This is a genomic window from Streptomyces sp. NPDC059080, assembly GCF_042739975.1.
Classification (GTDB): Bacteria; Actinomycetota; Actinomycetes; order Streptomycetales; family Streptomycetaceae; genus Streptomyces; species Streptomyces benahoarensis.
Map to the genome: position 1 here is coordinate 24,326 of NZ_JBHYGX010000032.1, position 13,333 is coordinate 37,658.

10 protein-coding genes are annotated in these 13,333 nt (G+C 69.7%); 3 read left to right on the top strand and 7 right to left on the bottom strand.

Annotated elements, in window-relative coordinates; all coding sequences use genetic code 11:
- Window positions 1–165: 165 nt before the first annotated feature.
- From ACFWWQ_RS22460 to ACFWWQ_RS22490, 7 genes are all read right to left on the bottom strand, one after another.
- A complete protein-coding gene (locus ACFWWQ_RS22460) occupies window positions 166–1,479 on the bottom strand; it encodes a S8 family serine peptidase (RefSeq protein WP_384598825.1) in 1,314 nt (437 codons plus the stop codon).
- An 87-nt stretch (window positions 1,480–1,566) separates the two neighbouring features.
- Complete coding sequence (locus tag ACFWWQ_RS22465; RefSeq protein ID WP_384598827.1) at window positions 1,567–3,018, bottom strand: hypothetical protein; 1,452 nt, start codon at window positions 3,016–3,018, stop codon at window positions 1,567–1,569.
- Between the two features lie 72 nt (window positions 3,019–3,090).
- Window positions 3,091–3,420, bottom strand: a complete 330-nt coding sequence (locus ACFWWQ_RS22470; protein WP_384598829.1) for a hypothetical protein — start codon at window positions 3,418–3,420, stop codon at window positions 3,091–3,093.
- A complete protein-coding gene (gene mycP / locus ACFWWQ_RS22475) occupies window positions 3,413–4,693 on the bottom strand; it encodes a type VII secretion-associated serine protease mycosin (RefSeq protein WP_384598831.1) in 1,281 nt (426 codons plus the stop codon). The genes ACFWWQ_RS22470 and mycP overlap by 8 nt, the downstream gene beginning before the upstream one ends.
- Window positions 4,694–4,878: 185 nt before the next feature.
- Entirely contained in the window at window positions 4,879–5,166 is a 288-nt protein-coding gene (locus tag ACFWWQ_RS22480; RefSeq protein ID WP_384598833.1) for a WXG100 family type VII secretion target, read from the bottom strand.
- A gap of 122 nt (window positions 5,167–5,288) precedes the next feature.
- Window positions 5,289–5,615 (bottom strand): WXG100 family type VII secretion target, encoded by a 327-nt coding sequence (locus ACFWWQ_RS22485; RefSeq protein WP_384598835.1) that lies wholly within the window; start codon window positions 5,613–5,615, stop codon window positions 5,289–5,291.
- Window positions 5,616–6,000: 385 nt separating this feature from the next.
- Window positions 6,001–7,686, bottom strand: a complete 1,686-nt coding sequence (locus ACFWWQ_RS22490) for a type VII secretion protein EccB (RefSeq protein WP_384598837.1) — start codon at window positions 7,684–7,686, stop codon at window positions 6,001–6,003.
- Window positions 7,687–7,871: 185 nt separating this feature from the next.
- Here ACFWWQ_RS22490 and eccE point away from each other — a divergent pair, with 185 nt between their 5' ends.
- From eccE to ACFWWQ_RS22505, 3 genes are all read left to right on the top strand, one after another.
- On the top strand, window positions 7,872–9,239 hold the full coding sequence (gene eccE / locus ACFWWQ_RS22495; RefSeq protein WP_384598839.1) for a type VII secretion protein EccE: 1,368 nt from the start codon (window positions 7,872–7,874) through the stop codon (window positions 9,237–9,239).
- A complete protein-coding gene (locus ACFWWQ_RS22500; protein WP_384598841.1) occupies window positions 9,239–10,087 on the top strand; it encodes a hypothetical protein in 849 nt (282 codons plus the stop codon). Before eccE ends, ACFWWQ_RS22500 begins: the two co-directional genes overlap by 1 nt.
- Before the next feature lie 296 nt (window positions 10,088–10,383).
- Window positions 10,384–13,239 (top strand): SCO5717 family growth-regulating ATPase, encoded by a 2,856-nt coding sequence (locus ACFWWQ_RS22505; RefSeq protein WP_384598844.1) that lies wholly within the window; start codon window positions 10,384–10,386, stop codon window positions 13,237–13,239.
- Window positions 13,240–13,333: the final 94 nt, after the last annotated feature.

Sequence of the window (13,333 nt, forward strand, 5' to 3'; positions counted from 1 at the left end):
GGGCCCGCGCGCGCGCGAGAGCCGCGCGCGCGTCGCGGGGATGTGCCTGCGACAGCTGTGCGCGGGGGGGCTGGTCTCACCCCCTGGCCACCCCACCCCCCCCCCCCCGCTCGTCGTCCACTTCAGCCGCCCACTCAACGTGCCAGCGACAGCCTCATCCCTGCGTCACTGCCCGGGAGGCGGCGGGTACTGGCCCGGCGGCGCGGAGTACTGCCCGGGAGCACCACCCTGCTGCTGATACGGCACCTGCTGCCCGCCGAAACCGGGAGCACCGGGCCCACCCGGCGGCGGCCCATTCCGCCGGCCCTTGCCCCGCACCACCATCAGCACGATCGCCAGAAGGATCCCGATGACGACGAGACCCCCGACGACGACGATAACGATGAAGAGCGGACTCATCCCTGCCTTGTCCGCGGCCTGCGCCGAGTCCCCAGACCCGTCGTTGCCCTGCGAAACCGCAGAATCCCCTGCGGCCGGCGAGGAAGCAGCCGTCGGCATCTTCAACGGCCCGTTCTTCGGCCCGGCCGGAATATCCCGCTTGAGCGCGGCGAGCGGCTGAATGAATCCGTAGCCGTACTTCTGATCGGGAAGCTGAGTCCCCTTCGCCGAAGCCGGGAGACCAGCGCTCTTGGTGAGGCGGTTGACGATCTGACCTGCGGTGAGGTCAGGGAACTTCGCCCGGAGAAGCGCCGCTGCGCCCGACACGAAAGCAGTGGAGTCGGAAGTACCCGTGCCCTTCTGGTACAGGGAACTCCCGCTGCTCCCCGCAGAGACAATGCCGACTGCGGGCGCGGTCAGCATGATCTGCGGCCCGTAGTTGGAACCGGACCAGATCTCGCCGGTCTTCCCCACACCGCCGACGGCCACCACACCCGGGTATCGGGCCGGGTATTGAATGGCGTCGGGTCCGCCCTGGCCCAGGTTTCCCGAACCGGCGATGATCAGCACGTCATGCTTCAAGGCATAGGAAATCGCTTCGCTCTCCCCGTCGGAAGAAGGGCCGGTCAGCGACATGTTGATGACAGACGCGCCGCGATCAACTGCGTAACGAATGGACGGCGCATACCCATTGGCGCCCCGCCCCAGGTCGCGGATAGGGAGGATCTTGGCATCGGGAGCCAATCCCTTGACGCCCTCCGTGTCCCCCGAACCATGCCCGTGTCCGGCGATTGTCGCAGCCATCTGCGTACCGTGGGTGTCCCCGTCCTCGGGCTCCACCGACCCACCATCGATGAAATCTTTGCCGCTCAGGACGTTGCCCTGCAGGTCCGGGTGGTGCGAATTGACTCCGTCATCGATAACCGCGACGGTCACGCCCTTCCCCGTCGAAAGGTCCCAGATCTTCTCGGCATCGAATGCCTTCAGAGCCCACTGCGCGTCTCTGATCTGGTCCGCCGACGCAACCGGTGCGGTGCCGAAGAGCAGCGCACCGGCCACCACCGCGCCACCCACCACACGTAGCTTCCGAGTGAAGCTCATGTCATTACACCTCTCCCAACAGGACGGGGCCCCGCCCGGAGAGCCAGGGCCCCATCTTGTTACCACCGATCGACAGCCGACAGGTTCTTACTCGATGACCTTCGGCGCAACGTTACGCTCCGACGCCCAGGTCTCTTCGTCCTCGACAAGGTAGTCGGGACGCTCGCCGTTGTTCTGTCCCTTCTCCTTGCCCTTGGCTCCGTGCACCCCGGGTGCGCCCGCCATGCCCGTGGGACGACGGCCGCCGGCGCCGGCACCGGCCTGCGCTCCGCCGCGGCTGCGGTGCAGTCCCGAGCCTCCCTGCCCGGCACCGCTGGCCTTGCCCTTACCGGCGCCGATGACGCCGCCCTTCTGACGGGCAAGGGCTCCACCTCGGCCGGCGCCGCCCGCGCCCTTGGCCCCGGCGCCCTTACCGGCACCCGCGGCGCCGCCCATCCCGGGCGTTCCGGTGCGGCCTGCGCCACGAGCGCCGGCACCTGCTCCGCCACCACCCGCGACGCCCATACCACCGCCGATACCGCCGCCACCGGCTCCGGTGCCGCCGCCGATACCGCCACCGGCACCGCCGTTCAGGCCGCCGCCGACACCACCGCCGGTACCGCCACCGATACCGCCGGAGAGGCCGCCTCCGCCGCCCTTCGGGGGCTGGAAGCTGTCGAGCCCGGTGCTGACGTCGGGTGTGTACGAGCCCTTGCCGGGCTGGGTTCCGATACCGCCGCTGATTCCGGACGTCTTGGGGGGACGCAGGTCATCGGAGGAGAATCCCGGGCCCTTGACCGGCGGCTTGATCGACGGTGAGCCCACCTTGCTCGGCCCCGGGCCGCCCCCAGAGGGCATGGGCATCGGGATGGGGGCCGGCGGTTCGCCGCCCGGCGGGCCCGGGTAGTCCTCATGCTTGTCGACTCGCGGATTGCCCTTCCACGTCCCCATCGCCTTGGCCTGCGAGACGTAAGCCGCCCCCAGCTGTTCCATCTTGACGGCCATACGGAGCTGCTGCTCCTTGCCCGACGACAGGCTGCCGGAGTTGTTGTCCAGCGCCTGCTGCGTGGTCATGCCCGGGTTGGCGAGATCGCGCTTGAGTCCCGAATCGTCGCGGCTTCCACCGTCCTCAAACCAGTTGACGGCACTGTCGACCTTGCCTGGCTTGTCCATCGACTCGACCTCGGGCTTGAGCTGCTCCAGCACGTTCGCCGCGTTCTTCATCGCGCGCGACGTGTAGTCCGCGTAGAGAGAGCAGTCCGAGATCTTCTTGCTGATCTTGTTGGCCTGCGCCCGGAACTTCTCCGCCGACGGCCCCTGCCAGTGTTCGAGAACTTCTTCGACGGCCTTGTCGAAGGCTCCCTTGATGCCTCCGCTGCTGCCTCCCACGAGCTGGTCGTGAACGTCCTTCCAGCCATGGGAGACGTTGTGCACCTCACTCGGATTGGACGCCTTCACCATGCCCTGCATGGTGTCCATGTCCATCTCGGCGAAGTTCGTTTCGTGCTTCGCGGCATAACACATCGTTGCCGGGATGTACTCGAAGTCGCCATCGCTCATGACCGGATTCCCCCTCTGCTTCTTTGCACACCAACTACGGACCCGCCGCCCCCGGCCGATCGGGACGTTGTCCTACTCACCTGACATGCTCCCGGCGGTTTCGGCTTCCTGGTTCTGATAGTTGCCGTGCGCCTTGCGCGTGTTGGTGCCGAACGTGTCCATGACCTTGTTGAGATGCGCCACGATGCCTTCGATGTGCGTCTTCATCTCCGTATGGGCATTCGTCAGCTTGCGCGCCTCCAGGAAGGTGGCACCGGGGGCGTCCCCTCCCAACGCGTTCGGCGACAGCGACGTTTTGTAGCGCGTATCCGCGTGCGCGTTGCCGAGGTCCTTGAGGATGACGTTGAGCTTCCGGACCGTGTCCTCGAGTGCGCTGAGATCAACTCGGTATTGATCACCCATGATGTGTCTCCCCGTGTGATGCGATTGCCGTCTTCCGCCGCCAGTCCCGAAGCGCGATGGACGCACCCACCACTGCGGCGACCGCCAGCAGTCCTCCGCCCACAATGTAGAGGGAAATCCGCGCCCGCCGGTCCTCCGGGCTCTCGCCGATGGTGAGGGCGGCCGGTTGGATCTTGGTGTTGTTCTGGCTGGTGGGCTTGTCCGGGGTGGGCTGGCCGGTGGGCCTGGTGGTGTCGTTGAGGGCGGCCACCGGGTCGATGACGCCCCAGCCGATGTTGTGGTCCGGGCCGCGGTTGACGCGCTCGGCGGTCTGCTCCAGGTGCCAGATCAGCTCCTGCGGCTTCCAGTCCTTGTGCAGGGACTTGAGGAGCGCCGCGGCGCCGGCCGCGTACGGGGCGGAGAAACTGGTGCCCTGGTCCACGCAGTTGCCGCCGCCCGGCACCGTGGAGACCATGTCGACGCCGGGCGCCGCGATGTCGACGTAGTCGCCGGGCTGCGAGAAGGCCGCGCGTTCGTTGTTGCGGTCGGAGGCGGCGACGGCCAGGACGTTGTCATCCTCCTGGAACGCCGCCGGGTACATGCGCTTCTCCTTGCCGGAGGCGCCGTCGTTGCCCGCCGAGGCGACGATGAGGACGCCCCTGTCCGCGGCCTTGGCGACTGCCGCCTTCAGGGTGGGGAGCAAATCCTCGCTCGCGTCCGTGCCCTGGGAGATGTTGATGATGTCGACGCCCTCGTCGACGGCCGCGCTGACGGCCTTCGCAAGGCTGTCAGCGGTGCCGGGCTTCTCCTGGTCGGTCTGCTGGAACGGGATGACCTCGGCCGCGGGCGCGAGGCCGTAGAAGCCGGACGTGGACCGCGGCTGGGCGGCGATGATGCCGGCGACCTTGGTGCCGTGGCCCACCCGGTCCTCCGTGGCCTTGCCGCCCTTGACGAAGGTCTTGCCCCCGGCCCCGATGGCGGGTTTGATCTGGTCGTTCCCGGCATCGATGCCCGTGTCGATGACGGCGACGCGGACCCCCTCGCCCTTGGTGTGCGCCCACAGCTGCTGCGTCATCAGGCGCTGCAGGGACCACGGGGTCTCTTTGATGTCGGTGGTGTTGAACTTGCACTCACCGCTGTTCAGCGGAACGTTCTCGTCCGCGGCCGCCGGGAGGGCGGTGACACCGGAAAGAGCGATGGTGCAGGCCGTTGTCACCAATGCGCCCGCCGCGCGGCGGTGGTGCCCTGCTCGGTGACCGTTGGCGCGAGATCCCACGGGTTGTCTGCTCTCCATGCGTGGTGGACGGGACGAGGCGAAGAAGCGGTGCCGAGGTGGCGTTGGGTACGGAAACGAGCGGTGCGGATGTGGACGCCAGAAGGGCGGGCGCACTGGTGCAGCGCGCCCGCCCTCTTCTGCCACTGTGCGAGCCTTGTGGCTGCTCAGCCGTTAGCCGTCTCCACCTGCGGCGTCGGAAGCTCCTACCACATGGCGGCGTTCCGGTGCTCCGTTTCGCGGTAGTTCACGGACGCCTCGTGGAGCGCCTTGGAGATGGCCTCCAGCGTCTGCTGCAGGGAGTGCGCACGCTTGTCCCACTCGCGCTGGCGGGCCTGGTAGCCCTCCTTCGCCGCACCCTCCCAGGTGCTGGCGATCCGCTTGACACCGGCCTCCAGGTCGTCCAGCTGATGCCGGATCTGGCTGGCGGTGCGCTTCACGTCCTGGGACGCCTGCTCGATCGTCTCGGAATTGACGAGAATGTGGCCCGACATGATGTCTCCTCGGGAGTTTCTGGAACTGATCGATTCACATGGCCGCGGTACCGTTGGGCGAACGCCGAATCATCATTACCGCGGTTGCTGACTCACCGTGTACCGCCGTAGCGGCGCCGGGCTCACCCGAAGGGGGAGTCCGAGGAGGAGGCCACGTGGGACATCGAGGCGTTCTGCGCTTCTTCCGAGGCCGAGTAGTTCTTGGTCGTGCCGTCGATCGCTTCCTTGATCTCGCTCAGAAGCTGGTTGATGCGAGTCGCGTCTTCGTTCACCTTCGACTGAAGCTGGTTGTACGAATTGGCCGCCTGGCCCTTCCAGCCGGAGGTGATGTTGTCGACGACCGTGTTCAGGTGCCGGATCTCCCCCTCGATCGCCTGAGTGACCGATCCGATCTTGCCGCTGAACGCGACCATCTCTTCTTCGGTGACTGTGAACTGATTACCACTCATCGCAACGTCCCCCATGAGACTCGCACGTCACCCGCACCGCACCCCTGACGGCGCCGCGCGGTCGGCGCCGCCTGCCGACGCCATCGTCCACTTTAACCACTCCGTACGGCCGCCCCCAACAGAGGGAGCAATGTTGTGACGGGATCACCACAACCCCAACTAGCCGCCCAGTAAGGCCAGTTCGAGGAATCATCACGCGAAGCGGACACATGCGATTCTATCGGCCCGCGGAGAAACGCATCAAGATTTTCCAGGGCTTCTTCCGGGGAGTAAGGGAAGCCGTGGAGCAAATCCGGAAATAGCCGGGCGGGCCACCGAAATCCGGTGGCCCGCCCGCGGAATCCGGCGCGAGGCAGCGCGGGCGGCCGTGCCTCCCGCCGCCCCGTTACGACGTGCCGGTCTTCCGGGCGGCCCCGACGCTGAGCGCCGGGCCCTCCGACAGCAGGTCCACCCACGTCATCAGCATGGGCTCCGCGTGGACGCCCTTGTACCCGAGCCGCAGGGCCGCCTGGTTGACCTCCTGCTTGGCGTTGCCCGCCTTTTCGGAGCTGTCGTTGTTGACCGGCACCCGGTAGCGCAGTCCGGTATCGGTGATCAGGTAGAGCGAGCCGTCCTTCTCCTGGGGCGTGCGGACTCGCTGGAGGAGCTGGCCGCTGCCGGGCGTGACGTAGGAGGAGGCACCGCTCGCGATCTTCGCCGGGTAGTCCTTGCCGATCCAGGTGCCCATGTTCGGCAGGCCGTTGGGGTAGCCGAGGGCCTTGTCCGCGCCGCCGGGGAGCTTGATGGTGGTGCCGTCGTAGACGCTGCAGGAGACGCCGTTGTCGGTCGGGGTGGTCAGACCGCCGGTCTGGGAGCCCTCGGCGAAGTTGTTGGCCATGTCGACCTCTTCGGTCGGCCAGGGCATGTCCACATCGGTGTGCGGCACCTTGCCCAGGTACGAGATGAACCGCCCCTTGTCATCCGTCATCGGGGTGATGCTGGAGGTAGAGACCTGCTCCGCCTTCATGAGCGAGCCATCGGGGTGCACCAATTGGGCGTTCGGTCCCTCCATCAGGAGCTTGGCGACGAAGCCCGACACCTGCTGTACACCCTCCGCAGTGACGACGTATTCCTTGCCCGCCTTCTCGCCATCCGTCGTGCTCTGATCCGCGCTGCCGGGGATCTCCAGGACGGTGCCGATGGTCCGGTACTGCGGCGGGACGCCCTCGGCGTGCGAGGGCTGGCCGGCTCCCTTGATCATCGGAAGATAGATCGGCACCGGGCTCTGGATGAGGGTGTCGATCCACTGCTGCGTCACGTCCTGCGGCTCCGCCTCCTTGAAGAGCACGCGGCGCAGGAGCAGGTCGGGGTCCTTCGAGCCCGTGCCCGCCAGCTGGGCGTTGCGCCCGTCCAGGGTGGCGTCGAGCGCGAACTTGAAGCCGTTGTGGTCGACCAGCCAGAGCTTCTTCTGCGGGTCGCGCACGAAGAGCACCTGGTGCATGTCGAGACGTCCCTTGTCCTCGACGAGGCTCTTGTCCTTGCCCCCGAGCACGAACACGGCCTGCTGGGCCTTGCTGTTGACGCCGCTGCCCGGTCGGTCGCAGACGGCCCAGGTCTTCGCCTTGCCCGCGTCCGTGGCATTGGGGAGACGATCGGGGGCGAAAGGAATTCCGACGGCGGGACCGTGCGCGATCTTTCCGTCCAGCTCGGATTCCTTGACGTTCACGACTTTGTACTTGTCGGGATCGAGAAGGAGTTTCGCGGAGGCGAGGTTCAGGACGGGGTGGAGGAGTTTCTCCTTCTTACCCTGACTGTTGTCGCTGTTGAGAACGACATAACGGGTGGTCGAATCGGATCCCACAATGACGTTTTCCCCGACCGCGTCCCACCCCTGGGGCGCCACCGGCTTCATGATGCCGCAGGCACCGAAGCCGACCAGGATCACGACGCCCATCAGGACGCTCGGCAGCACAGCCTTCAGAGGGCGCGGCGCACTCTCGATCGACCCGCTCGGCAGCGGCTTCAGAAATGCGGCATTCGTACGCTTGCGCGCGAATGAATACGCATTGAGCTCGTCCCGACGTGATGCCATTGTTGCTTTCTCTCCCCGCGTGTCGGATCCACATCGACCGCCCCCGGCACTCACGCCGTAGCGCCCTCTACTATGCCGTGTATCGATCGACCCGTACGGTACGGGTGCCACCTTCCAACGCACCAGTCTCAACGGCGATTGATACGCCGCGAGGCCACGTCACCAGTAGAGGAGCAGGCCGGGGGATGTCCAGCGCCACCAGGGCTCGACGCCGCAACGGGCGGCAACAGCAGGAACAGCCTTCCACGGCACCGCGCAACGCGGGAAACGGCGGCCAGGACGGATCAGATCCGGCCAACGGCAGGGAAGGGGGCCGGAGTTCGTCGGGCGGACCGGTGGCCCCACGCCTGCGTCCGCAGATCGGCAGCATCGGCCCGGTCCGCGTCCAGCAGCTGGCCATCATCGAGATCGCCGCCGCACTGGTCCTGGTCGGGGCGTCCGTCAACGTGATCGCGCTGACCGTCGCGGCCGTACTGGCCGCCGTCCTCGTCATCTTCGCCCTCGGCCGGCGCCGCCGGATCCCGCTCCCCGAGTGGATCACGACTGTGCGCGCGATGAAGCGCCGCGGCAAGGCCGCGAGCGCGGCGGTGACGCAGGGCGTCGAGCCGGCCTTCGCCCCGGTCGTCGAGTGCGACCCGGCGCTGCGCACGTACGAGTACACCGACGCCGAGCAGCGCGCCGTCGGCTTCGTCGGGGACGGCACCTTCCTGACCGCGCTGGTGCAGGTCGAGCCCCGGGACGAACCGCTGCGGCCCGCCCGCGGCAGCCACATGCTGCCGCTCGATGTGCTGCACACCGCGCTCGACATCGAGGACATCCACCTCGAATCCGTGCAGTACGTGCAGTACACCCAGCCGGCCCCGGCGCCGCACCTGCCCGAACAGGCCGTCGCCGCCCGGTCGTACGCGCCACTACAGGCACAGTCCCAGACCCCGGCCGTGCAGCTGACGTGGATCGCGCTCAAGCTCGATCCGGAGCTGTGCGCGGAGGCGATCGAGGCGCGTGGCGGCGGCATGGAAGGCGCCAAGCGGTCGCTGCTGCGCGCCGCCGACCAGTTGGTGAGCCGTCTGACCTCGCACGGCGTCCGGGCGCGTGTGCTGGCCGAGCGGGAGGTCGTGGCCGCAGTCGGCACGGCGGTGTGCGTGAGCCCGCGGGCCGCCAACGGCACCATGGCGCGGGACAGCCGCTCCGGGCGCCGCACCCAGGAGACGACGCGGGCATGGCGCTGCGACGACCGCTGGCACACCACGTACTGGATCGGGCGCTGGCCCCAGCTCGGCCCCGGCGGCGCGCCGTTGGCGGCCGTCACCCAACTGCTGACCAGCACCCCGGCGATGGCGAGCACCTTCGCGCTGACCGCGACGCACGGCAGCGGGCGGGCGCCCGCGATCTCGGGTTACGTCCGGCTGTCGACCCGCAGCGAGAACGAACTCGACGCCGCACAGCGGGAGTTGGAGCGGCGTTCCGGCTCGGCGAAGGTCGGTCTCGTCCGGCTCGACCGGGAACAGCTGCCCGGCCTGCTCGCCACGCTCCCCCTCGGAGGTACCCGCTGATGGCCTCTCCCACCTATCAGCCGCGTGTGAACAACTCGGGGACGGGCTGGCGCAATCCGCCCATCGGCGCGCCGGACACCGGCCAGGAGCGCCGCCCGTCGCACCAGCCGCGTCCGGACGAGCAGCGGTCGGGGCAGTCCGGGCCGACGCCGCAGCCGGGCTTCGGGCTGCGCGGTCCGCGCCGCAGCCCGCATGTGCTGACGGCCGATTCGCTGGCCTCGCTGACCCTGCCGGTCGGCGACGACGGTGTCATCATCGGCATCGACCCGCAGAACCAGCCCGCGGTGCTGAGCCTGCTGCGCCCCGCGCCGCTGGAGATCGCGTTGGTCGGCAGCATGTGGATGGCGCAGGTGCTGGCGCTGCGTACGGTCGCCACCGGGGCGCGGGTCGCGGTGGAGACGGCGCGGCCGCCGGCCTGGGGGCAGATGGCGCAGGCCGCCGGTGGCGGTCAGCAGTGCGTGTCGGTGCACGAGGTGCGTCAGATCGCGCCCCAGGGACCGTCGGTCTCCAGCCCCGTGCTGGTGGTGCGGGACATGGGCGCGCGCCCCCCGCGCAATCAGCTGGCGCCGAGCCCGTGGCAGTCGGTGCTCACCGTGCTGCCGTTCCTCGGACCGCGGTCGCCCCAGATGCTGAGCCGGGCGGATCTGGTCGGGCTTCAGCGGCTGTCGCCGGAGGAGGCGGAGGTCGTGACGCGCGTCATGCGGCTGCCGGAGCAGGTCGGCGCGGTGCTGCCGACGCTCAGCGACAACGCGATGCTCTGGTGCACCCGCGACAGCCACCAGTTCGTGATGACGCAGCCCACCGAGGCGGAGACCAACCTGCTCGGCGGGCCGCGCCGGATGGACTGACGGCCCGGGCGCACCGCGCCCGCAGGCCGGGGCATTTCCTACGGGCGCATCCTCGGATGCGCCCGTAGGCGTGCCACAGGGTCAGAAGACGACATGACGTCGACTGCCGTTCGGGCCCGACTCTTGATTAGGCTGTATGACGCCGCAGGAGCACACCGGACGGCAGCCGATACGGGGATGGAGAAAGCAGTGTTGGCGCAATCCCGGGCGGCGTGTTCCGAATTCCGTGACATCCGATCGATCCGCCTGTATCCGGTCCTGCCGTTCAGGTGCGTTGCAGTACACCAGGAGGCACAGTGAACGAGCGGGAGGCTTTCCGCCCGGACGGGAACGACCCTGACGACGAGCAGGCCGAGTTCGACCTGACGGGCGAATTCAAGATCGATTTCGCGGCCCCAGCCTGGTACGCGAGCAACGACACCAGCGGCGGCGCGGGCACCCCCATGGCGCCCGCCCCTCCCCCGCCCCCTGTCGGGCAGCCGCTGCCCGGCCAGGGCGTCGCGGGCCCGCCGTCGGCCGGTGGCCCGCAGGGCGCTCCCGGCCCCGTCGGCGCCCCGGTGCCGCCGCCCGCCGACACCGCGCCGCCCGGTTTCCCGATGCTGCGCCCGCAGGAGCCCGCGGACGCACCCCAGGGCGCGCCGTCGGCGGAGACCCCGGCACCCGCGCCCGCCGCCGACGCCCCGGCGGGCGGCGGCAACGTCCGCTCCGGTACGGGCGCCGACCCGTCCGCCTCGCTGTGGGACGACGACGAGGACGACGCCGCACCGGCCGAGGAGACGGCACCGGCGGCGCCGCAGGCGGCCGAGGCGTCCGTGGCCGCTGCCGCGCCGGCCACCGCGCCCGCCCCGCAGGCACCGGAACAGCCGGGCCCGGAGGCACCGCAGGCCGCCGTGCAACCGGTGCCGCAGCAGGCCCCGCAGCCCGATCAGGCGCAGGCCGCCCAGCTGGAGCAGGCGCCGCAGGCCGCCGTGCAGCCGCAGCAGGCCCTGCCCCAGGCGCCGCAGCAGGGTGGCGCCCCGCAGGACGCTCCGCAGCAGGGCGGGGCGCAGCCGGGCGTGCCGCCGCAGGGTGCCCCGTGGCCCGCACAGCCGGACGCCGCCGCGCAGGGTGTGCCCGGTCAGGGCGGGCTGCCGCCGCTGCCGCCGGAGTACCAGCCCGCCGATCCGCGCACGGCGCAGGCCCAGCAGGCGCAGGCCCAGCAGCAGTCGCAGCCGCAGCCGCAGCCGCAGCAGGCTCAACAGCCGTATCCCGGACAGGAGTTGCCCCCACAGCAGGCCCAACAGTCGTATCCGGGGCAGGAGTTGCCCCCGCAGCAGGCCCAGCCCCAGGCCGCGCCGCAGGCCGGTTTCCCGCAGCAGGGCTACCCCCAGCAAGGCGGGTACCCGCAGCAGGGCGGTTACCCGCAGCCGGCGCCCCAGCAGCAGGGCGCGTACGGCTATCCGCAGCCCGCGTACGGCTACCCGCAGCAGCCCCAACAGCAGGTGCCCGCGCAGCAGTCGGCGTACGGCTATCCGCAGCCCGCCGCGCAGGGATACCCGCAGCAGTCGCCGCAGACGCACCCGCAGCAGGCCGCCCCGCAGGCCGGTTACGACGCGCAGGCCCAGCAGACCGCCCAGCAGCAGGCCCAGGCCGGGTACCCGCAGCAGGGCCAGCCCGCGCAGACCGGCTACGACCCGCAGGCGCAGGCCGCCCAGCAGGCCGCGCAGCAGCAGGCCCAAGCGGCACAGCAGGCACAGGCCGCACAGCAGGCACAACAGGCACAGGCCGCACAGCAGGCACAACAGGCACAGGCCGCACAGCAGGCACAACAGGCACAGGCCGCACAGGCGGCACAGCAAGGGCAGGTTCCGCATCAGCCGCTTCCGGGTCAGCAGGCCGGTGGTGCCGCGAACTACGCCTCGTACTCGCAGCCGGGTCAGCAGCAGCCGCAGCAGCGTGCCGCCCCGGGCGCGCCGCTGGGCTACAGCGCCGCGGTCGAGCTGACCTCCGACCGCCTCCTGCGCAACCAGCCCAAGCGGCGCAAGCCGGGCGCCAACGCGCAGCCGTCCAAGTTCAAGCTGGGCGCGAAGAAGGAGGAGGCGGAGCGTCAGCGCAAGCTGGAGCTGATCCGCACGCCCGTGACGTCCTGCTACCGGATCGCGGTGATCAGCCTCAAGGGCGGCGTCGGCAAGACGACGACCACCACCGCGCTCGGCGCCACGCTCGCCTCCGAGCGGCAGGACAAGATCCTGGCGATCGACGCGAACCCGGACGCGGGCACCCTCGGCCGACGTGTCCGCCGCGAGACCGGCGCGACCATCCGTGACCTGGTGCACGCGATCCCGCATCTGCACAGCTACATGGACATCCGCCGGTTCACCTCACAGGCGCCGTCGGGCCTGGAGATCCTCGCCAACGACGTCGACCCCGCGGTCTCCACGACGTTCAACGACGACGACTACCGCCGCGCGATCGACGTCCTGGGCCGCCAGTACCCCGTCATCCTCACCGACTCCGGTACGGGCCTGCTCTACAGCGCCATGCGCGGCGTCCTGGACCTCGCCGACCAGTTGATCATCATCTCCACGCCGTCCGTCGACGGTGCGAGCAGCGCCAGCACCACGCTGGACTGGCTCTCCGCGCACGGCTACGCCGACCTGGTGCAGCGCGGCATCACGGTGATCTCCGGGGTCCGTGAGACCGGCAAGATGATCAAGATCGACGACATCGTGTCGCACTTCGAGACGCGCTGCCGCGGTGTGGTCGTCGTGCCGTTCGACGAGCATCTGGCCGCCGGTGCCGAGGTCGACCTCGACATGATGCGGCCCAAGACCCGCGAGGCGTACTTCCACCTGTCCGCCCTGGTCGCCGAGGACTTCTCGCGCGCCCAGCAGGCCCAGGGGATGTACCCGCAGCAGGGCCAGCAGATGGGCCAGGATCCGTACGCGCAGGACCCGTACGCCCAGGACCCGTACGCGCAGCAGCAGTACCCGCAGCAGGGTCAACCGCAGCAGCAGCAGCCCCAGGCGCAGCCGCCGGCCGGTTACCCGCCGCAGCAGGGCGGCTGGACCCAGCAGCCGCAGCAGCCGCCCGCCCACTGGCAACAGCAGCAGCCCGCCCCGGACGCGCCGCAGCACGATCAGCAGGGATGGCAGCAGCAGCCTCCGCAGTGACGCGGCAGCCGTCGCACCATGCGGGCGCACGGGGCGGACGACGAAGGGCGCCCGGGGGCTTCCCCGGACGCCCTGTCGCGCGGCGTGGCCCGCC

Coding starts and splice junctions, on each gene's coding strand:
- ACFWWQ_RS22485 (WP_384598835.1), bottom strand. CDS start 5,615: ATGAGTGGTAATCAGTTCACAGTCACCGAAGAAGAGATGGTCGCGTTC.
- ACFWWQ_RS22470 (WP_384598829.1), bottom strand. CDS start 3,420: ATGGGTGATCAATACCGAGTTGATCTCAGCGCACTCGAGGACACGGTC.
- ACFWWQ_RS22500 (WP_384598841.1), top strand. CDS start 9,239: ATGGCCTCTCCCACCTATCAGCCGCGTGTGAACAACTCGGGGACGGGC.
- ACFWWQ_RS22465 (WP_384598827.1), bottom strand. CDS start 3,018: ATGAGCGATGGCGACTTCGAGTACATCCCGGCAACGATGTGTTATGCC.
- ACFWWQ_RS22460 (WP_384598825.1), bottom strand. CDS start 1,479: ATGAGCTTCACTCGGAAGCTACGTGTGGTGGGTGGCGCGGTGGTGGCC.
- ACFWWQ_RS22490 (WP_384598837.1), bottom strand. CDS start 7,686: ATGGCATCACGTCGGGACGAGCTCAATGCGTATTCATTCGCGCGCAAG.
- ACFWWQ_RS22480 (WP_384598833.1), bottom strand. CDS start 5,166: ATGTCGGGCCACATTCTCGTCAATTCCGAGACGATCGAGCAGGCGTCC.
- eccE (WP_384598839.1), top strand. CDS start 7,872: ATGTCCAGCGCCACCAGGGCTCGACGCCGCAACGGGCGGCAACAGCAG.
- mycP (WP_384598831.1), bottom strand. CDS start 4,693: ATGGAGAGCAGACAACCCGTGGGATCTCGCGCCAACGGTCACCGAGCA.